The organism is Barnesiella sp. An22 (assembly GCF_002159975.1).
In the GTDB taxonomy this organism is placed as follows: Bacteria; Bacteroidota; Bacteroidia; order Bacteroidales; family Barnesiellaceae; genus Barnesiella; species Barnesiella merdigallinarum.
In genome coordinates this window covers 303,015-325,226 of sequence record NZ_NFJR01000003.1, presented here as the reverse complement: position 1 = coordinate 325,226, position 22,212 = coordinate 303,015, and the positions used below count along the sequence as shown (strand labels likewise).

At 51.8% G+C, this 22,212-nt stretch carries 12 protein-coding genes; 11 read left to right on the top strand and 1 reads right to left on the bottom strand.

The features are described 5' to 3' along the window. Window positions 1-112 precede the first annotated feature (112 nt). From B5F38_RS05340 to B5F38_RS05325, 4 genes are all read left to right on the top strand, one after another. Complete coding sequence (locus B5F38_RS05340) at window positions 113-1,288, top strand: OmpA family protein (RefSeq protein ID WP_087408270.1); 1,176 nt, start codon at window positions 113-115, stop codon at window positions 1,286-1,288. 277 nt (window positions 1,289-1,565) lie between these two features. Then, complete coding sequence (locus B5F38_RS05335; RefSeq protein WP_162611671.1) at window positions 1,566-2,744, top strand: AAA family ATPase; 1,179 nt, start codon at window positions 1,566-1,568, stop codon at window positions 2,742-2,744. Window positions 2,745-2,788: 44 nt separating this feature from the next. Next, on the top strand, window positions 2,789-6,352 hold the full coding sequence (nifJ, locus tag B5F38_RS05330) for a pyruvate:ferredoxin (flavodoxin) oxidoreductase (protein ID WP_087408268.1): 3,564 nt from the start codon (window positions 2,789-2,791) through the stop codon (window positions 6,350-6,352). 474 nt (window positions 6,353-6,826) lie between these two features. After that, complete coding sequence (locus B5F38_RS05325; RefSeq protein WP_087408267.1) at window positions 6,827-8,290, top strand: chitobiase/beta-hexosaminidase C-terminal domain-containing protein; 1,464 nt, start codon at window positions 6,827-6,829, stop codon at window positions 8,288-8,290. Window positions 8,291-8,516: 226 nt separating this feature from the next. Here the strand turns inward: B5F38_RS05325 and B5F38_RS05320 are convergent, their stop codons facing one another. Next, window positions 8,517-9,131, bottom strand: coding sequence for a Crp/Fnr family transcriptional regulator (locus tag B5F38_RS05320; RefSeq protein WP_241147807.1), 615 nt, complete (start codon window positions 9,129-9,131; stop codon window positions 8,517-8,519). Window positions 9,132-9,435: 304 nt separating this feature from the next. Here B5F38_RS05320 and B5F38_RS05315 point away from each other — a divergent pair, with 304 nt between their 5' ends. The 7 genes from B5F38_RS05315 to B5F38_RS05285 all read left to right on the top strand — a co-directional run bounded on the left by B5F38_RS05315 (window position 9,436) and on the right by B5F38_RS05285 (window position 22,199). Beyond that, on the top strand, window positions 9,436-10,032 hold the full coding sequence (locus B5F38_RS05315; protein ID WP_087408266.1) for a MarC family protein: 597 nt from the start codon (window positions 9,436-9,438) through the stop codon (window positions 10,030-10,032). A gap of 254 nt (window positions 10,033-10,286) precedes the next feature. After that, the gene (locus B5F38_RS05310; RefSeq protein ID WP_143240918.1) at window positions 10,287-15,431 is read left to right on the top strand and encodes a GLUG motif-containing protein; all 5,145 of its coding nucleotides are present in this window, start codon (window positions 10,287-10,289) and stop codon (window positions 15,429-15,431) included. 275 nt (window positions 15,432-15,706) lie between these two features. Continuing rightward, window positions 15,707-17,653, top strand: coding sequence for a glycogen debranching enzyme N-terminal domain-containing protein (locus B5F38_RS05305; protein ID WP_087408264.1), 1,947 nt, complete (start codon window positions 15,707-15,709; stop codon window positions 17,651-17,653). Between the two features lie 18 nt (window positions 17,654-17,671). Beyond that, window positions 17,672-18,940: a glycosyltransferase family 4 protein gene (locus B5F38_RS05300; protein ID WP_087408263.1), complete on the top strand. Its 1,269-nt coding sequence runs from the start codon at window positions 17,672-17,674 to the stop codon at window positions 18,938-18,940. Between the two features lie 20 nt (window positions 18,941-18,960). Then, complete coding sequence (locus B5F38_RS05295; protein ID WP_087408262.1) at window positions 18,961-20,334, top strand: glycoside hydrolase family 57 protein; 1,374 nt, start codon at window positions 18,961-18,963, stop codon at window positions 20,332-20,334. A gap of 170 nt (window positions 20,335-20,504) precedes the next feature. Continuing rightward, window positions 20,505-21,374, top strand: coding sequence for a nucleoside phosphorylase (locus B5F38_RS05290; RefSeq protein ID WP_087408261.1), 870 nt, complete (start codon window positions 20,505-20,507; stop codon window positions 21,372-21,374). A gap of 222 nt (window positions 21,375-21,596) precedes the next feature. Continuing rightward, window positions 21,597-22,199, top strand: coding sequence for a hypothetical protein (locus B5F38_RS05285; RefSeq protein WP_143240917.1), 603 nt, complete (start codon window positions 21,597-21,599; stop codon window positions 22,197-22,199). The last annotated feature ends 13 nt before the right edge of the window (window positions 22,200-22,212 follow it).

The following is a 22,212-nucleotide window of genomic DNA, read 5'->3' as shown; positions in this document are numbered from 1 at the left end:
TACCTTTATCCGAAAATTTAGTTGGGTCTATGACGCAATCTGCTCTATTCCTTGAAAGAAGAGGGTCGGATTGCCGATATTAAAGTAGTTTTAATTAAAAAAAGGAAAAAGTATGAAGAAGACTGTATTTGCGGTTTTGCTTATGGCTACTGGAGTAGCAACGCCGGCAATGCTTGCAGCAGCTCCCCAGGAGGAAGCTAAAACAGAATCTTCCAAAGAGATTGTCTTGAATAGCTTTAAGGACAATTGGATGATTTCGCTTGAGGGCGGAGCCGATTTTAGCTTGGGACGTTTTGATAGTAATGCCTCTTTTGGCAAACGTATCGCCCCTGTGTTTGGACTGAATGTTGAGAAATGGTTCTCACCGGTTATCGGCTTGCGTTTGGGCGCCGATTATTACGGAATCAAAGGTGCCGCTTTGTGGGGGCATGGGGTTAGCAATGAAATGCTCGACAACACCTATTATAAACAATCGTATGGCCTTATTGTTCCCGGTCTCGATGTGATGGGTGACTTGGCGAGTCTGTTCTGTGGTTATCGCGAACGCGTTTATTCGCCTATCCTGTACGTCGGTATGAGTGTCCCTGTAGGCATATCGGGCGAAGGTGATATTCCCAGTTGGGCCAACATGGGTATGCGTGGTGGTTTGCTCAACCGCTTCCGCTTGAGCGATGCTTGGGCCATCAACCTCGATTTGCGTTTCGACGTATTGGAAACGACCGTTTCTAATGAAGGAAATCACGGCAAAGCGTTTTCGGCTTTGGTAGGTGTAACCTACAAATTCAAAGATCGTGGATGGAAGTCGCCCGAGATTCCTGTTGTAGCACCGGTTGTAGGCAAATATAGCGATGCCGAAGGCGATGCTCTGGTAGCTCAGTTGCGCGATGCCAACCGCAAGATTGCCAACCTCGAGCAACAATTGGCCGAGTGCAAGAATCGTCCGGCCGAGAAAGTGGTTGAAGAACCTGCTCCCGTAGTTACGGTTTACTACAACATCAACAGCTCGGAACTGCAATCGAAAGACCGCGTAGTGTTGAGAGCCGTAGCGAAAGCCATCAAGGCTAACGAAGGCAAGAAATATGTCATCACCGGTTATGCCGACAGCGAAACGGGTACGGCTGCCTTCAATGCCAAACTGCGCAAGGCTCGTGCCGAAAGAGTTTACGATGCTTTGGTTTCTTACGGTGTAAATCCCGACCAACTGGAGCAAAAGACCAGCGATGCCAAACTCGATCGCTTCGGTTCTTATATCCTCGACCGTGCCGCTACTATTTCGCCGGCTGAGTAATTACTGCACAAGAGAACAAAACACAATAGGGGGAGAGGTTGCTGAATGGCAGCCTCTCTCTTTTTTTGTTTCTCCTTGAGAGAGGCTCTCCCGGTTGAATGGAGTGTCTCGCAAAGCCCCGTCGGGTGGGAGAAGGGGATGAAAATCGAGAGAACAGAGAGAGTTGAAAGAATGTTAAAATCGGATGTAAACTCCACAATCTCACTATAAATTGCAAAGTCGGCTTGCCAAAATAGTCGGGTTTTATTATCTTTGCCCCCTGTTTAAGAGAGAAGCCGTGGAATCGTTTTATAGAACACACAAGTATCTCGTTGAGCATGTCGAGTCGCCGGTCAAACGCGACTTGATGTATCAAATCAACAAAAACAGCCGTCTGGTAGGCATCAAGGGCAGTCGGGGAGTGGGCAAGACCACCTTTCTGTTGCAGTATGCCAAGGAAAATTACGGCTTGGACCGGTCGTGCCTGTATATCAATCTCAATAACCTATACTTTACGGAGCATACGTTGAGGGAGTTTGCCGAGCGCTTTTACAGTCAGGGCGGCCGGGTGCTGCTCATCGACCAGGTGTTCAAGTATCCCGGATGGTCCGAAGAGCTGAAATACTGCTACGATACTTTCCCCGAGTTGAAGATTATCTTCTCCGGTTCGTCGGTGATGCGGTTGAAAGAGGAGAATCCCGTGCTGGCCGGCCTGGTCGACTCGTACAACCTGCGGGGCTTCTCGTTCAGAGAGTATCTGAATCTGATGGCTTCGACCCGGTTCCCCGCCTACACGCTCGACGACATCATGGCCCATCACAAGACGATAGCTCAAGAGATTTGCAGTCAGGTCAATCCGCTCGATTACTTCCCCGGCTATCTGCACCACGGTTACTATCCGTTCTTCCTCGATAAGACCAACTTCTCGGAAAATCTGGTGAAGAACATCAACATGATTATGGAGGTCGATATACTCCTGATCAAGCAGATAGAGTTGTCGTATCTGCCCAAGGTGCGGCGGCTCATGTACCTGCTCTCGGTACAGTCGCCGGCACCCACCAATGTGAGCCAGTTGAGCAAGGACATACAGATTTCGCGGGCCACGGTGATGAACTACATCAAGAGCCTGAAGGATGCCCGCCTCATCAACATGCTCTATCGCGATGGCGAAGAGTTCCCCAAGAAGCCGGCCATGGTCTATATGCACAATACCAACATCATATACTCCAACCGCTCGGTCGAGGCCGACGATCAGGCTGTGCGCGAGACCTTTTTCTACAATACGTTGCACAAGGATCACCGGTTGAACATGGGCAGCAAGAACGCTCAGTTCCTGGTCAATCGCGAGCAGTTGTTCCGTGTTCAGGGCAATGTGCCCCGCAGCCGCATCAATCCCAATTTCTATTATGCCATAGACAATATGAAGATTGGAAGCGAAAACTTGATACCTTTGTGGCTGTTTGGGTTTGTATATTGATATAGAGATGAAAAAACAATACTAATTACTTAATAACAGTAAAGATGAGTAAACAGAAAAAATTCTTAACTTGTGATGGTAACCAAGCCGCTGCACATATCTCGTATATGTTTTCCGAGGTGGCTGCCATCTATCCTATCACTCCCTCTTCGACGATGGCCGAGTATGTAGACGAATGGGCTGCTGCCGGTCGTAAAAACATCTTCGGCGAGACGGTTCTCGTACAAGAGATGCAGTCGGAGGGCGGTGCTGCCGGAGCCGTTCACGGTTCGTTGCAGGCCGGTGCCTTGACGACTACCTACACGGCATCGCAAGGTCTTTTGCTGATGATCCCCAACATGTACAAGATTGCGGGTGAGTTGCTCCCCTGCGTGTTCCATGTATCGGCTCGTACATTGGCCTCTCACTCACTCTCTATTTTCGGTGACCACCAGGATGTGATGTCGACTCGTCAGACCGGTTTCGCCATGTTGTGCGAAGGTTCGGTTCAAGAGGTGATGGACCTGGCCGGTGTCGCTCACTTGTCTACGATTCGTTCGCGTGTACCGTTTATCAACTTCTTCGACGGTTTCCGTACTTCGCACGAGATTCAGAAAATCGAAGCTCTCGACAACGAAGACCTGGCTCCGCTCATCGACCAAGAGGCTTTGGCCGAGTTCCGCGCCCGCGCTTTGAACCCCGAGAAACCGGTTATGCGCGGTATGGCCGAGAACCCCGATACCTTCTTCCAGCATCGTGAGGCTTCCAACAAATATTACGAGGCTGTACCGGCTATCGTAGAGGACTACATGCAGAAAATCAACGAAATCACGGGCCGTGACTACCACCTGTTCAACTACTACGGTGCCGAGGATGCCGACCGCGTAATCATCGCCATGGGTTCGGTAACCGAGGCTGCCCGCGAAGCTATCGACTACCTCATGGCCAAGGGCGAGAAGGTAGGTTTGGTAGCCGTTCACCTGTATCGTCCCTTCTCGGCCGAGCACTTCCTGGCTGCTGTGCCCAAGACGGCAAAACGCATTGCCGTACTCGACCGTACCAAAGAGCCCGGTTCGAACGGTGAGCCCCTCTACCTCGATGTAAGAGACGTATTCTACGGCAAGGCCGATGCCCCGCTGATCGTAGGCGGCCGCTACGGTTTGGCTTCGAAAGATACTACCCCGACTCAAATCCTGTCGGTTTACGAAAACCTCGCATTGCCCGAGCCTAAAGATCACTTCACCATCGGTATCGTCGACGACGTTACCTTTACCTCGCTGCCCCCGAAAGAGGAGCTGGCTCTCGGTGGCGAAGGCATGTTCGAGGCCAAGTTCTACGGTTTGGGTGCCGACGGTACGGTAGGTGCCAACAAGAACTCGGTAAAAATCATCGGCGACAACACCGACAAATATTGCCAGGCTTACTTCTCCTACGACTCGAAGAAGTCGGGTGGTTTCACCTGCTCGCACCTGCGTTTCGGCGATACCCCCATCCGCTCGACCTACCTGGTAAATACGCCTAACTTCGTGGCTTGCCACGTTCAGGCCTACCTGCACATGTACGATGTATTGCGCGGTATCCGTCCCAACGGTACCTTCCTGCTCAATACCATCTGGACGGCCGACGAACTGGTAAAACACCTGCCCAACAACGTAAAACGTACGTTGGCTCAGAAGAACATCTCGTTCTATACCATCAACGCTACGAAGATTGCTCAGGAAATCGGGTTGGGCAACCGCACCAACACCATCCTGCAATCGGCCTTCTTCCGTATCACCGAGGTTATCCCGGTCGACCTGGCTATCGAGCAGATGAAGAAATTCATCGTGAAGTCGTATGGCAAGAAGGGTGAAGATGTAGTCAACAAGAACTACGCTGCCGTAGACCGTGGTGGTGAATACGAAAAAGTTGCCGTTGATCCCGCATGGGCCAACCTTCCCGACGACGAGGCCGTTGAAAGCAAGGCTCCCGAATTTGTAGAGAAGGTGGTGAAAGTCATCAACGCACAAGCCGGTGACGACCTGCCCGTTTCGGCCTTCTCGGGTATCGAGGACGGTACTTGGCCTGCCGGCACCGCCAAATACGAAAAACGCGGTGTATCTACTTTCGTTCCCGTATGGAACAACGCCAACTGTATCCAATGTAACAAGTGTGCCTACGTTTGTCCTCACGCTTCGATTCGTCCGTTCGTTCTCGATGCAGACGAGCTCGCTGCTTCGCCTTTCAAAGAGGGTGAGACGCTCGAGATGAAGGTACCTGCCACGATGAAGGGCATGCACTTCCGCATGCAGGTCGATGTGCTCGACTGTCTGGGTTGCGGCAACTGTGTCGATGTATGTCCGGGCAACAAGAACGGCAAGGCTCTCTCGATGGCCGATCTGGAAAGCCAGTTGAGCGAAGCTCCCCGCTGGGAATATTGTGCCGACCACGTGAAGAGCAAACAACACCTGGTAGACATCAAGTCGAATGTGAAGAACTCGCAGTTCGCTACGCCGTTGTTCGAATTCTCGGGCGCTTGCTCGGGTTGCGGCGAGACTCCGTATGTGAAACTCATTTCGCAACTCTTCGGCGACCGTGAGATGGTATCCAACGCCACGGGTTGCTCGTCGATCTATTCGGGTTCGATTCCTTCGACTCCCTATACCACCAACGAAAAAGGTAAAGGTGTAGCTTGGGCCAACTCGTTGTTCGAAGACTTCTGCGAGTTCGGTCTGGGTATGACGCTCGCCGTAGAGAAGATGCGCGACCGTCTGGCCAAACTCATGAACCAGGCTATCGAAAGCGACAGCTGTCCGGCCGAGACCAAAGAGCTCTTTGCCGACTGGATTGCCAACCGTGAGGATACCGACCGCACCGTCGAGCTCGAGGCCAAAATCACGCCCATCGTGAAGGCTAACGCCGACAAGTGCGAAATCTGCAAGGAGATTGCATCGCTCAGCCAGTACCTCATCAAGAAATCGCAATGGATTATCGGTGGCGACGGTGCTTCGTACGACATCGGTTTCGGTGGTCTCGACCACGTATTGGCTTCGGGCAAGAATGTCAACGTGCTGGTACTCGATACCGAGGTTTACTCCAACACCGGCGGTCAGGCTTCGAAAGCTACCCCTGTCGGCGCCATCGCCAAATTTGCCGCAGCCGGCAAACGCGTACGTAAGAAAGACCTCGGCCTTATCGCCTCGACCTACGGCTATGTATACTGTGCTCAGGTAGCCATGGGTGCCGACCAGGCTCAAACCTTGAAGGCTATCCGCGAAGCCGAGGCTTACAACGGTCCTTCGATTATCATCGCTTACGCTCCCTGTATCAACCACGGTCTGAAGGCCGGTATGGGTAAATCGCAGGCCGAAGAGGCTGCTGCCGTAGCTTGCGGTTACTGGCACCTGTGGCGTTACAACCCCGAGTTGGAAGCCGAGGGCAAGAACCCCTTCACGCTCGACAGCAAAGAGCCCGACTGGTCGAAGTTCCAAGACTTCCTCAAAGGCGAGGTTCGTTTCGCTTCGGTGATGAAACAATATCCCAACGAGGCTGCCGAACTGTTCAAAGCTGCCGAAGACAACGCAAGATGGCGTTACAACAACTACCGTCGTCTGGCCAAACAGCAATGGGGTGTTGAACAGGAAGACTAAAAACACAAGACGCGTTTAGTCGCACCATAAAAACCGGGAGGTCCGGGGCCTGTAAAGGTCTCGGACCTCTTTTTTTAAGACTTTTTCGTTTATAAATCGAGGCGCATGCGGGTAGATGCCTAATGGGTGTCGTCTCGAAAATTCCGGTCTATAAAATAAAGATATTTATTTATCGGGGCTCTTTATCCTGGTCGTGTATCTGTAACGGGGCGATATGTGATGAGGCAGGGGCATTGTATCGATAGGGTGTTTAGAGGCTTTGTGTATGAATAGTGTTATGTCTGAGGACTGAGGTACGGGGAGATGCAATACATTTCATGAATATGTTGTAACTGCAACGGCGACATCGTCAGATATACCTCTACACTCGACGGCTATGACAAGGACCGCATTCTGCACACGGTTCCCAACCACGCTACCGAAAGACAAAACGTATCGCTCTTCCTCAGCTACGACGAAGGTGAAACCTGGCCCGTGAAGAAGACGCTTTGCGCTACCGGTTCGGCCTACTCGTCAATCGCTATTCTCGAGGATGGTACGATAGGTGTATATGTCGAAGAGAACTACAACACGACAGATTACAGCACCTATTTCCTGAATGTTTCGCTCGACTGGCTCACCGACAACGCCGATACCTATACCGAACCTTCGGGTATGGAAGCTGTCGCTACTCCCGTATTCTCGCTGGAGAGTGGATACTATACCGAGGAACAAACCCTCACGATTACGACCGAGACCGAAGATGCTCAAATCTACTATACGCTCGACGATACGACTCCGACTACCGAATCGACCCTCTATGAAGGCCCGATTACGTTGAACGAGACGGTTACCGTCAAAGCCATTGCCGTGAAAGAGGGCATGTCGAACAGTGTGATGGCTTCGGCCACCTACACCTTCCTCTCCGGATGGGAGCAACCTACCGGTACGATACATTCTACCGAAGATCGTTATGTAACTTCGGCCACCACGACCGATGCCGTTGAAAATCTCGATTACACCCAGTCGAGCAAACCCTCGACCGTATTTATCGACACGCAGGCTCCCTTTACGGTAGAGGCCGGTCAGACCTTCTCGCTGCGTGTACAATGTACCACAGCCATGATCTGGTGCCACGCCGTACTCTTTGCCGATTGGAATCGCGACTACGACTTCAATGACGAGGGTGAGATGATTACCAAGGTAGGTATTGACTCGTACGAAGATACCAACGCTACTTTGTCGGACAATGGTAACACGATGCTGAAAGACTTTACAGTCAACATCACGGTACCGGCCGATGCCAAGATTGCCGAAACCCGCTTGAGAATCCAGTTCTCCGATGCCTGGCACAACAAGTCGGCCCACGAGCACACGGCTATGGATGCTATCGACAAGGGTGGTTGCTACGACTTCGTGATGAATATCGTGGAGCCTGCTCCCGTAGACTTGGCCGTGTTGACTCTCAACTCGCCCGCCAACGGTACCATCGAGGTTCGCTATGCCGGTGAAGATGCTTTGCTCAACAACAACGACGAGATAATCGTGGGTGAACAAGTAGAGATTACCTTGATTCCCGACGAGAATTACCAGGTAGCCAGCCTCATGGTAAACTCGGTCGATAGAACGGCCGACGTGGTGGACAACAAACTCACCGTTGATGTACCGGCCGAAAGCCTCGATATTGAAGCTGAGTTCGAAGATATTCCTTCGGCAATCGATGGCAATCGGGCTGCCCAAATGACGGTTTATCCCACGATGTTTACGAGTGAGATCAACCTCAACTCGACAGCCGCCGGCGAAGCCTGTGTATACGATTTGGCCGGTCGTTTGCTGAAACGTGTAGCCGTGAGCGAAGGTGAAAACAGAATAGAAGCCAATACGCTTCCTGCCGGTAGCATGATTCTGGTTGTGACTACCGACGAGGGTTCGAAGAGCTTCCGTGTAGTGAAAAAGTAAGAAGAAGTGATGTGCTGCTGTTTCCCGTTTGACGGGAAGCGGAGATAAAACGGGAGGTTTGCCGGATTCGGCAGACCTCTCGTTTTTGTGTGGAAGAGGGTAGAAAAAAGAGAGAGAACCGTGTCGTGGTGGCTGAGCGCGGTTCTCTCTCTTATGATTTTATACGGACACTCATGGTGCGAGGTGACCATTTGGGTACCTCGTTCGATGAGGTGGAATGTTTGGGTTAGAAGTCCTCTTTATCGGTCGAGTCGAGCAACAGGTCTTTCAATCGGGAGCGGTCGAGGATGACAATCTCTTTGGCCGTGTAGTCGATGATGCCGCTCTCTTTCAGACAGTCGAGTGTCGAAAGGAATACCGACCGCTGTACCCCGAAGAAGGCATAGAGGTCTTTTTGCTTGCAGATGATGTGGATGTCGCTCGATTTTTGTTGCGTAAGGCTCAGCACCCAGAATGCCAACCGTTCTTTCAAGTCGTTCGACGAGAGGGCGGTGAAGCTTTCGAGAGCCTTTTGCGAGCGTCGCGACAGAATGTTGAGCAGGTTGATGAGGAATATAGGTTCTTCTTGCAACATTTGTACGACCGAACTCTTCTCGATTTGCATGATTCCTACGGTGCCTTCGGCATACAGGTTGGCCGGGAAATAGGTATCGCGGCCGAACAGATGTTCGGGGGCTATGACATTAGGCGCCTGTATTTTTTCGGTAATTTTCATCTTCTCGTTTTGCGTAATCAGTTCCGACCTGATTTCGCCCGAAATGAGAAATTTCAGATGATTACATTCTTCACCACTTGTGACGATTTTCTCGCCATTGGGATATTTGAGGAAATGGAATTTCATTTTCTCGATCAACTCCGATATTTTATTCCGGCTTACTCCTTGGAAAATAGGGAGTTGTAATAAAACATCATACATGCTGTCCATATAGTGTCTCAATTAGGATTCTCAAAACTAACAAATTTTTTTCACTATGTTTCGTTTGAAATGCTAAAACATCTTCTTTGTTTAGAAAGTATTGATTTCTTTTTTTTTCATTAACTTTGCGGCGGCCACGAAGGTCTGTTCGGAGTGATACCGACGGGTGTATAGCCCTTTGCACAGCCGGTTTTGAATTGTTGTCACACACGCCTAAACTATATGGAATATGGATATACTGTCGTTTAAATTTCAGGATTTCCTGAGTGCTTTTATTATTTTGTTTGCGGTAATCGATATTACGGGGCTTACCCCGATTATTATCGACATGAAGCAAAAGGGTCATAACATTGTGGCGTGGAAGGCTGCCGTCTATTCGCTCGTCACCTTCCTGGCCTTCCTCTTTATGGGAAATATGATTCTCGAGTTGTTCCAGGTCGACATTTCGTCGTTTGCCATCGCTGGTGCCCTGGTCATTTTCGTCATGGCTATCGAGATGCTGTTGGGTATTGAAATTTTCAGAAACGACGGCCCCGAGGGTGCCGCCTCGATTGTACCCATCGTATTCCCGCTCATTGCCGGAGCCGGTTCGTTCACCACGCTGCTCTCGCTGCGGGCACTCTATGGCCTGGGCAGTATATTGGCGGCTTTGGTGCTCAACATCATTGTCATCTACATCGTGATACGCAACGTGCACATCTTGGAACGAGTGCTGGGCAAGACCGGTGTATATGTGCTGCGCAAGTTCTTCGGTATCATTCTGCTGGCCCTCTCGGTGCGCATGTTCTTGCAGAATCTGGCCGTAGCGCTCGAGTCGTTCTCGTAGTAGTAACTTTTTTATAGCGATATATCGTCGAGGCGGAGTACCCGATTGGGGTGCTCCGCCTCGCTGCTGTTATATAAATTGTTGACTCTGTGGGTCGGTATGTAAAAAAAGGAAAGGAAAAACAGCTCGAGTATTATATTTTTTATTTTCTTTGCATTTATAAACGATGGGCTGAAATCAAAAGGAGGACTTTGGGACTGCTTATTTACTTCGCTATATTTTGGAGACAGGGACAAACTTTAATCGAAATATATATGAAAAGAATTCTTACATTATTGGTATTGAGTTGCTTGGCTGTGGGAATCGTAGGGGCTACCGAACAGCCGTTGAAGCGGCTCTCGCCCGTACAGCTGGCTCAGATGCGGCTGAAGGGTTTGAACGAGGCTTCTGCTCCGAACCGTTCGCAGGCCCTCCCCGGACAGAAGTCTGTACAGGCAAAGTTGTCGAAGGGAGAGTCGGTTATGTCGCTCTCCGGCAAGCGACTCTCGAAGGTGACGATTCCGTCGTGGTCGGTTCCCGTTCAGGTTACAGGGCGCGACTGGTCTCGGCTGCAGTCCGGTCGGGAGCAGGTTATGGCCCGGCGGCAACAGGCCCAGACTACGACCTGGATCGATGAGGGAAACTACGATATATCGTGGTTTGATGGTTCGGTCAGACTGTATCGGCTGACCACTCCCGAGCAGTTGGCCGGTTTGGCCTATAGGCTCTCTTCGGGTTATTCTTTTGGGAATGTAACCATACGATTGGAGGCCGATTTGGATATGTCGGCCCACGAGTGGATACCGATTGGCACCTCTCAAATCTCGTTTAGAGGTACATTTGACGGTGGCGGGCATACGATTTCGGGCCTGCATGTGACCGGTCAGGAGTATGCCGGACTCTTCGGGTATGTGCGAGGGGGCGAGATACGCAATGTGATGTTGGCCTCCGATTGTCAGATAAGCGGCAATATCGCCGGTTCCATAATTGGTTCGATAGACGACGAGGGAGTGATAGAGAATTGCTACTCCGAAGCTACTGTTTCGGGCCATACGGTAGGCGGACTGGTCGGGGCCTGCAATGGTACGCGGGTTCGCCTGTGTGTATTCAATGGCCGGGTTTCGAAGTTCCTCCCCGAGAAATGGTCGGGTAATTATCTTGGATATGCACCCAGTGGATCCGACAGCTCGGTTTCGCAAGGTTTTCAGATAGGATTTGTACCGCGTACCGATTATCCCGACAGCCTGGATATTTCGTTTGCCGGGGTACAAGCTTTGTCGTATCAGTTTGGCGGAAAGGTCGGGAGCGATGGCCTGCTGCACATTCCATTGGGCCAGTATGTAGGCTCGAGCGATACCTGGAAGCTCTATTTGTGTGCTTTGGAGGAAACTACGGCCTTTGTCGAGGGTGAATTTTTGGGAACGCTCTCCGACGATAGAAGGACGGTGACCCTGACCACATCGCAGGGCAATACGTTTGCTGTTTTGATGACCGAAGACGGTGAGTCTTTATATCTTTGTGAAAGTCTGGTGATGCCCCTCTCGGCCCGGTTACTGAGCGATGACGTGAGTGGAGCGCTTGTCGGTAGCGGCGGATATGACTGGGCGTATTGCTACTACTCCGAAAACAGTGTAACCAATGCCAATCAGGTAGTGGGTACGGCACTTACCGATGAGGAGATGCAATCGTCGCAGTTGGTCGACGACCTGAATGAGTATGTGCGTGAGGTGGCTCCGACACAAGCCGAGAAGAGTATGAACATGTGGACATCGGGGGCTTCAGGCCCTGCCTTGAGTACCGAGGTTTGTCCTACCTCCTCGTGGTGGGACGAGGGCAATTACGATACCTCGTGGTACGACAATACGAAAACCGAGTTTACCCTCTCGACTCCGGCACAGTTGGCGGGCTTGTCCTATTTGGTCTATCACATAGGCCTTGCGAATGGTGTAACGGTTCGTTTGGGAGCCGATATAGACTTGTCGGCCTATCGGTGGATACCGATTGGCAATAAAACCCAGGATGGGGCTCGCTCTTTCGTGGGACTGTTCGACGGCTGTGGCCATACCATCTCGGGAATGCGGGTCGACGGCGCTGCTTATGCCGGGTTGTTTGGATATGCCGAGGGTGCCGATATCTGTAACCTTATGCTCTCCTCTACGTGTATGGTATCGGGCTTGACGGCCGGTTCGATAGCGGGCTTGATAAGCACAGGTTCGATTACGAATTGTCGCTCCGATGCTACGGTATATGGCAATACGGCCGGCGGTTTGGCAGGCAACTGCATGAATGCCATGCTGTTGTCGTCGATATTTAATGGCCGGGTAGCCGCACAAGGTGCCGACAGTGAATGGGTGGGCACGTATCACGCCTCGGCTTTGTCGCCTTTCCAGGGAGAAGAGGATCTTGAAATTCCGTTAGACGTGACGATTTCGCCTTCGATTGATTCGGCCGATGAATATATCTTGTCTATCTACTCTACTCGTGCCGAGATGAGCTATTCGATGACCGGGAATCTGGAAAGCGATGGAAAGCTGCACATTCCCCTGGGACAGATGGTAGGAATGTATTCCAACCGCTATTCGTTGACCTTGGAAAATGAGACGGGTGCAAGTGGTGAACTGGTGGTAACGCTTTCGACGGATGGGAATGCAATTACTTTCACGGACGAAAATTTAGTGATACTCATCTCTGCTTATGAAAATGGAGAATCTGTGGGGTATCTGGATGGGTGGCGATTGCCGATTACTGCCGACAGAGTGGCTGAGGCTCCCCGGTTTGGCGGTTTAGCCGGTACTTTTGAAAACGAATTTGTAGAACATGGCTACTACCGGGCCGGTTGCTTGCCCGAGGAAGTGAGCGATAACGAGTATGCCCTCTCGCAAGGGGAGTTGCTCTCTCAGGCTCAGGTGGCCACGATGAACGAGGCGGTCATGACCATTTTGGAGAAAGACCCGTGGGTCGAATCGTTGTCGCAGTGGCGCCAGGGTGCAAATGGCCCCGAGTTGAGTACCGAGCAACAGCAGGCTACCGGCTGGTGGATCTCGGAAGGGAACTACGACATCTCGTGGTACGACGAGTCGCAAACCGAGTTTACCCTCTCGACTCCGGCACAGTTGGCCGGCCTCTCTTATCTGGTTTATCACTCTTATGATTTCACCGGTAAAACAGTGAAGCTGGCCAACGATATAGACTTGAGCGGTCATCGTTGGGTGCCCATCGGTTACAATTACCGAATCTTCCGGGGTAACATCGATGGCAATGGCCATACGATTCATCACATGGATGTAGAGGTAGAGTCTTATTCTTGCGGTCGGGTAAGAAGTGCTGTACTGATTGGATTTATAGGGTGTACTTCTGGCGAAGTCAGGAATATTACCTTGGCCGATGACTGCTCGGTGCGCGTGAAGATAGTCGCTGCGTTGCAGGGAATGGTAGGTGCGGTCTCCGGTGTATTTGACGGAGCAAGTGTGAATAACTGTCACAGCCAGGCCTCAATAGAGGTAAGCCATGAGGGTTATACCGAGTCGTTCATAGGTGGACTGGTGGGATTCGACATATCCTACAAACCCATTTACAATTCATCGAGCAGTGGCCGTATCGTTGCCGTGTCTGATCATGCAACTATCTGGGTTTCGGGCCTGGCAGGCGTAAATGCCCGTATTATAAATTGTTTCCATGTAGGTGACGTATCGGGAACCGGCCCCGATGTGCATGTGGGTGGAATTTGTGCTTCCTATTCCAATCAGACGAATGTATATCATGCAGGCAAATTGTCGGCCACGGGTATAGAGGTGGATGGCAATCCGGCTATTGTAGAGATTTCGCCTCTGGGTAATCCGACAGAGTTCTCTTTGGAAAACGGGTACTACGATGTGACGTGCATGGCCGATACGACCGGCTTGAATATCAAAGGTGTGGCCATGCAACCCGACGAAATGAAGCGTGACGAATTTGCCGGACTGCTCACCGCCAATGCTACGTCTGTGATGGATAGCGATCCCTATTCGCCCACTCTTTCCGCCTGGGAAATCCGGGCCGGTGAGAACAACGGCTATCCCGTATTGGGCGGGAATATCGAGGTAGGTGGCTGGTGGACCTCGGAAGGGAACTACGATGCTTCGTGGTACGACGAGTCGCAAACCGAGTTTACCCTCTCGACCCCGGCACAGTTGGCCGGTTTGGCCTATCTGGTCAAGACAGGCACTACCTTCGAAGGGAAGATGGTGACACTGGCCGGCAATATCGATTTGGACGGTCTCAAGTGGGAGCCGATAGGTTCGGTAGACGTGGCCTTCCGTGGTACCTTCGACGGCGGCGGTTACGAGATTCACAATCTGCACAGCGAGGTAATCTCGGCCTATACCGCCGTTGCTGGGCTCTTCGGGCAGATTGCGCAAGCTCACATCTCCCATGTGGTACTGGCCGACGACTGTATCGTAAAGAGTTCGACCTATGGCGGTGGTATTGCCGCGTATGCCTACAACTCGACAATCGATGCGTGCATCAACCGGGCTTCGGTCGAACTCGAGGCTCCCTATGGTTATGTGGGTGGCATTGTGGGTTATGCGACTGGTTCGGTCGTTGACCAGTGTGAAAACAGGGGCCCGGTAGCAGGCCAGGTGCAGATAACGGGCAACTATTCGGTCTATATGGCCTTCACGGGAGGTATAGGAGGATATTTGGACAGTTCGACGATTCTGAATTGTGCCAATAGCGCTGATGTAACAGTCGAGGGTTCAACGCACGACTACTCTTCAGCCGGAGGTATTCTGGGTTATTCCAGTCAAGAATCGAGTGTAATAAACTGTTACAATACCGGGCGAATATCTGCTGATGAGTTGGCGTACGTGGGTGGTATATCGGGTCACTGGATTATAGCGGTTCGGGTAGCCAACTGTTACAATGTGGGTGCTGTGTCGACGACGGGTGGAATCGTTGCCCCGATTGCTCCGCAAGATGCCAACGTAGAGAATAGCTACTATGAGTCGGGGTGTGTGGTTGCCGGCGATTATCTGGGCCGTGCATTGAGTGCCGACGAAATGAAGACCCGCACGTTTGCCGCCGGCTTGAACAACTGGACCCGCGCATACAATGCGACCAATACCGAGCATAAGGCCTTCTACTGGATGGTCGATGCCGCACAAAACGAGGGCTATCCCGTGCTGACCGAGGAGGACCCCGGCTATTCGGCAATCGAGTCGACGATGTCGGCCCAGGTACGCATCTATCCTACGGTAGTAGACCATCAGCTCTATGTGAGCGGGGCCGAGCAGACAATCTATCTCTACGATTTGTCGGGCCACACGGTCTCGATTGTCGAGCCTGCCGAAGGATTGACCGTCGTAGAGATGTCGCAGTTGACTCAGGGGCTCTACCTGGTGCGCTGTGGCGATCGGGTAGAACGAATCATCAAGCGATAAATCAGAAAAGGTTCCGGTTTCGGCCGGAACCTTTTTGATTTTATAATCGTTCTAAGGCATTGATATATTGTCGTTTGTGAAGGTATGTTTAAGAACATGCCTTTTTCGCTGAGAAAATGTTTGCATTTTATTTCGGTTTATGTTAAATTCGAAACAAATATGAATGGCATGTTTCGGGATCTTTGGAATAGGGCAAGGGGTAAATGATTTGCAATAGAACGAAGAGTCCGAAAAAATTATGAAAAAGACACAAGTAAGAGAAATTTAATTGAGATATGAGTTATCTGAAATTTGACAAGAACCTGATGATAAACCTCGAGTGGTCGCTGCCCAAGGAGATGCTGCGTACCAACAAGTCGGGCGCGTATCATTGTACGACTATCGTCGATTGCAACACCCGCAAGCAACACGGGTTGTTGGTAATTCCTATCCCCGAGCTGGATAAGGACAATCACGTGATGTTGTCGTCGCTGGACGAGACAGTGATTCAGCACGGCGCTGCGTTTAACTTGGGTTTGCACAAGTACAAGGGCGACTGTTTCAGCCCGAACGGACACAAGTACATTCGAGAGTTTAATTGCGAGTCGGTGCCCCAGACGATGTATCGGGTGGGCGGTGTGATTCTGACGAAAGAAAAAGTGTTTATCTCGCACGAGAACCGTATCCTTATCAAGTATACGCTCGTCGATGCTCACTCCCCGACGATTCTGCAATTCCGTCCGTTTCTTGCCTTCCGCAATGCCAACGATCTGTGCGTGGAAAACTATGCGCTCGACCAGCGTTACGAAGAGGCGGCCAACGGCATAAGCTGCTGTCTGTACCAGGGCTATCCCCGGTTGTACATGCAGTTCAACAAGGCCCCCAAGTTTGTATTTGACCCCCATTGGTACAAGGGCATCGAGTATATCAAAGACCAGGAGCGAGGCTATCCCTATCAGGAGGACCTCTATGTGCCGGGCTACTTCGAGATACCTATCAAGAAGGGCGAAAGCATCATCTTCTCGGCGGGAACCGTCGAGGCCAAACCCCGCTCGTTGGCTCACACTTACGAAGTAGAGTTGGCCAATCGCCACATGTGTCGCTCGAGTTTCTACAACTGCCTGAAAAACTCGGCTCAGCAGTTCTACTTCAAGCAGAAGAAGGGGCACTATCTGTTGGCCGGTTATCCCTGGTTCAGGGTACGGGCCCGCGACCAGTTTATTGCCCTGCCGGGGTGTACGCTGGCCATTGGCGACGACCAGACGTTTGAAGACGTGATGGCTTCGGCCGAGAAGGCCCTGCGTCACTTTATGACTACCGGCGAACTCGACGAAAACATCGGCGAACTCGACCTGCCCGATATTCCGCTGTGGGCTACCTGGACTATCTATCAGTATGCCAAGGAGAAGGGTATGGAGACTTGTCGCGAGAAGTATGGCCGTTTCCTGTGCGATATTCTCGACTACATTGTCAAAGGCAAGCATCCCAACCTTTTCCTGCACGACAACGGGCTGCTCTACTCCAATGGCAAAGACCGGGTAATCTCGTGGATGAATGCCGTGGTTGACGGTCGCCCCGTGAACCCGCGCAGCGGTTATTTGGTAGAGTTCAATGCGTTGTGGTACAATGCTTTGAAGTTTGCTGCCGCCCTTTTTGCCGAAGATATGGAATTGGCTTCGAGGGTAGAACAGTGGAATGCCATTGCCGATAAGGCGGGCGAGACGTTTGTAGCTACCTTCCTGAACGATTATGGTTACCTGATCGACTATGTCGACGGCTCGATGTCAGACTGGAGTGTACGGCCCAACATGCTCATAGCATTGGGGCTCGACTACTCGCCGCTCGACAAGCGTCAGCGCAAGCGGGCTCTCGAGGTGGTTACGCGCGAGTTGCTTACCCCCAAGGGTATCCGCACGCTCAGCCCCAAGAGCTACGGCTATAACCCCACCTATGTAGGTTCGCAGACCGAGCGGGAGTATGCCTATCACCAGGGGCCCGCACGTCCGTGGCTGATGGGCGCCTATGCCGAGGCCTATCTGAAGGTGTTCGGCATCAGTGGTGTCTCGTTCCTGGAGCGGATGCTCATCGGGTTTGAAGACGAGATGTCGCAAACCTGTATCGGGTCCATCTCCGAGCTGTTCGACGGCAACCCGCCCTTCGCCGGTCGTGGAGCCATCAGCTATGCCGCCAACGTCGGTGAAATATTGAGAGTGTTGAAATTATTGAAGAAGTATAACATGTAAAGCCTAATTCCTATATCTATGAAAGCGCTAATGTTTGGTTGGGAATTTCCCCCTCATATTCTGGGAGGTTTGGGCACGGCCAGTTATGGCCTGACCAAAGGCATGGCCGAGTGTGGCGATATTGAAATCACCTTTGTCATACCTAAACCCTACGGAGATGAGGATAAAACTTTTGCTCATATAATCGGGGCCGCCAATACCCCTGTCGCCTGGCGCGATGTAAGTTGGGATTACGTGCAGCAACGCTACGGCTACTGCATGGACCCGCAGGAGTATTTCGACCTTCGCAGTCATATCTATGCAGATTTCAATTATCTGAAGACCAATGACCTGGGTTGTATCGAGTTTTCGGGGCGCTATCCCGACAACCTCATGGAAGAGATCAACAACTATTCTATCGTAGCCGGTGTGATTGCCCGCACCGAGCAGTTCGACATCATTCACTCGCACGACTGGCTCACCTATCCTGCCGGCATTCATGCCAAGCAGGTGAGCGGCAAGCCGTTGGTGATTCATGTGCATGCGACCGACTTCGACCGCAGCCGGGGTAATGTGAACCCTACGGTCTACAACATCGAGCGCGACGGTATGTTGCATGCCGACCACATCATCACGGTGAGCAACCTCACGCGCCAGACGGTTATCGACAAGTATCACATCGACCCGGCCAAGGTGACTACGGTACATAATGCCGTGGAGCCGTTGAGCGACGAAATCAAGTCGATAGAGGTGCCGCACAATCCGAAGGAAAAGGTGGTTACCTTCCTGGGCCGCATCACCATGCAGAAAGGACCCGAATACTTTGTCGAGGCGGCTGCCCGGGTATTGCGCAAGACCAACAACGTGCGGTTTGTAATGGCTGGTAGCGGCGACATGATGAACAAGATGATTATGTTGTCGGCACAACGCAACATATCGGACCGCTTCCACTTCACCGGATTCTTGCGGGGACGTCAGGTCTACGAGATGTTGAAGGCCAGCGACGTGTATGTGATGCCGTCGGTATCGGAGCCGTTCGGTATCTCGCCGCTCGAGGCCATGCAGGTGGGCGTGCCTTCGATCATTTCGAAACAGTCGGGCTGTGCCGAGATTTTGACCAATGTCATCAAAATCGACTATTGGGACATCGACGCTATGGCCGACGCTATCTATTCGATCATCACCTATCCCGCCATCTATAAACAGTTGCGCGAAGAGGGCGAGCGTGAAGTAAACGAGATTAAGTGGAAGTATGCCGGCCAGAAGGTACTCGACATCTACCACAATGTGCTGCGCAATTATAAATAAATGAAAAAACACAACCTTATATGAAAACAATTTGTTTCTATTTTCAAATTCATCAACCGTTTCGATTGAAACGCTATCGTTTCTTTGACATAGGTAACGACCACTACTACTACGACGACTTTGCCAACGACGATATTATCACCCGCATTGCTCAACGGTCGTATCTGCCGGCCAATGCCACGCTGCTCGAGATGATCAAGAATGCCAACGGCAAGTTCAAGGTGGCTTTCTCGATATCGGGTGTAGCTCTCGAGCAACTCGAGATTTATGTGCCCGAGTTTATCGACAGCATGAAGGAGTTGGTCAAGACCGATTGCGTGGAGATTCTCTCGGAGACATACGCCCACTCGCTTGCTTCGTTGGCCGATCCCGAGGAGTTCAAGATTCAGGTAAAACACCACGACGAGAAAATCGAGCAACTCTTTGGCGTGAAACCCAAGGTATTCCGCAATACCGAGTTGATATTCTCCGACGATATAGCTTCGATGATTGCCTCGATGGGCTTCAAGGGGGTTATCACCGAAGGGGCCAAGCACATCCTGGGTTGGAAGAGTCCCAACTACCTTTACTGCTCGGCTGCGGCTCCCAAACTGAAAATGTTGCTGAAGAACTACAAGATGAGCGACGACATTTCGTTCCGCTTCTCCAACTACGAGTGGAGTGACTATCCTCTCACGGCCGACAAGTTTATCTCGTGGATCAAGAATACCCCGGCCGAGGAGCCTATCGTCAACCTCTTTATGAACTACGAGACGCTGGGCGAGCTGCAACCGCGCGAGTCGGGCATCTTCGAGTTTATGAAGGCTTTGCCTCGCTTTGCCGAGCAAGAGGGGATAGGTTTCTGCACGCCTACCGAAGCCATCAGCAAACTCAAACCGGTCGACGCACTGTCGGTACCTTATCCCATGTCGTGGGCCGACGAGGCTCGCGATACCAGTGCCTGGTTGGGTAACACGTTGCAGAACGAGGCCTTCCGCAAACTCTATTCGGTAGCCGAGCGGGTGCGCCTGTGCGACGACCGCCGCCTGAAACAAGACTGGAACTATCTGCAGGCCAGCGACCACTTCTACTACATGTGCACGAAGTATCTCTCCGACGGTGCCGTGCACAGCCATTACAGCCCCTACGACAGTCCTTACGAGGCATTCACCAACTACATGAATGTGTTGAGCGACTTTATCGTACGCGTCGAGGCCCAGTATCCCGAGTCGATTGAAAACGAGGAGTTGAACGCCTTGTTGACAACCATCAAGAACCAGGCTGCCGAGATTGAGATGTTGCAGAAAGAGTTGAAGTCGGCACGCACCGAGCGCCACTCCAAACGAGCCGAGGCCAAGAAGGAGAAAGAGGCTAAGGCCGAGACTCCCAAGAAGACTGCCGAGAAGCAAGAGTGATGGGGGTGGTGCCGCCGAGGTTCTCTCCTCGGAGTGCAACGGACATCTGCCAGGGCGAATCAGATCCTTTTAGACAAAATTAGGCGAAACAATTTCGCCGATTCACTCACAATCCGTATATTCGTACCACGCCGTCCCCAATCGGGCGGCGTGGTAAAATTTTTAGCAATATGAAACATTTCCCAGAGTCTGAATTTATTATCAATGCCGATGGCAGTGCGTTCCATCTGCATTTGCTCCCCGAGCAGTTGAGAGACAAGGTAATCCTGGTCGGTGACCCCGGTCGGGTCAATCTGGTCGCTTCGTTTTTCGACACCCGCGATTTCGAGGTTTCGAGCCGGGAGTTTCATACCATAGGCGGTACCTATAAGGGGAAACCGCTGATGTGCCTCTCGCACGGCATCGGTACCGACAATATCGACATCGTGGTCAACGAACTCGATGCCCTGGCCAATATCGACTTTACGACGCGTTACGAAAAGCCCCAGTTCCGCCAGTTGACCCTTGTGCGGGTGGGAACCTCGGGCGGGTTGCAACCCCATGTGCCCATAGGTACGCCGGTCATTGCCGAGAAGTCTATCGGCTTCGACGGTGTGCTCAACTTCTACGCCCGTCGCAACGAGGTGTGCGACCTCGAGTTTGAGAAGGCCTTTTGCGAGTCGGTCAAGTGGAATCCGCTGTGGGCCGCTCCCTATGTAGTCGACAGCGACCCCGAGCTGGTGGCCCGTATCGGGGGTGACGATATGGTGCGTGGCGTGACCATATCGGCCAACGGTTTCTATGGGCCGCAGGGCCGTGAGTTGCGTCTGCCTCTGGCCGACCCCGAGCTGAACAAGAAAATCGAGGCCTTCAAGTATGGTCGCTACGTGGTGACCAACTACGAGATGGAGAGTTCGGCTCTGGCCGGATTGTCGAAGTTGATGGGGCACAAGGCCATGACCGTGTGCAGCATCATTGCCAATCGGGTGGCCCATCACGCCAACCCCAACTACAAGACGGCCGTCTCGGATCTTATCCAGACCGTTCTGGAACGCATATAGAACCTTTCCCGGGATAAAAGAAAGGCAGGGCCGCGGCTGTATTCGACAGCTGCGGCCCTGTGGCTTAATAGGAGGAAGCAAGAGGGGGCGGGTGAGGGTGAGGCGAGAAAAAATGTCCGTTCATCAACCTTGGACTTGTAAAAAAGTGTTATCTTTGAGGCGTAGAAACTGAATATACGTAAATACAGGACTGAATAGATAAACTCTTATCGTATAATAGCAATGAAAACATTAAGGAAACTGACAGGCGCATTGCTGTGCCTGAGTGCGCTGCTTTCTTTCACATCGTGCGGCGAATTGATGGAGGAACTTTTTGGAGATGGAGAGGACGACCCCATTCAGAGTAATTTCTCGACGGCTCTCGCCGGGAAGTGGAGGGTCGTAGCTGCCGGGGATATTGAAAATGTACCGGAAGAGATGGCTCATGTGAGAGAAGGGGGTGAAGTGCCCTGTTCGCTCGAGTGGGTCGAATTTTCCAACGGTCAGGCGCATTTCCACTTTTCACAGCCGGTAACCCTCGATTACCTCGTCTTTGGCGGGAGTGAGAGACCCTCGACAACCATGACCGATTATACTTGTACGTGTGAACTCGACGGGAGTGGTTTCCATAATTTCGTCTTCGGGTTCAGATACGACAGCGATCGGGACAGCTATGTCGAGACCTATACCGAGTATGATATGGGCGATACCGGAGAGATATTCTACTCGTCGGTGCGTCAGTGGGCCTATGGCAAGGACGAGGACTATGCCACCACGCTTGTGCTCTATGGCACCAATGCCGAGTGTGTCGACTTTGGCTATGAGATGAAGCGTTACGACGACTGATTGTACAAGCTAT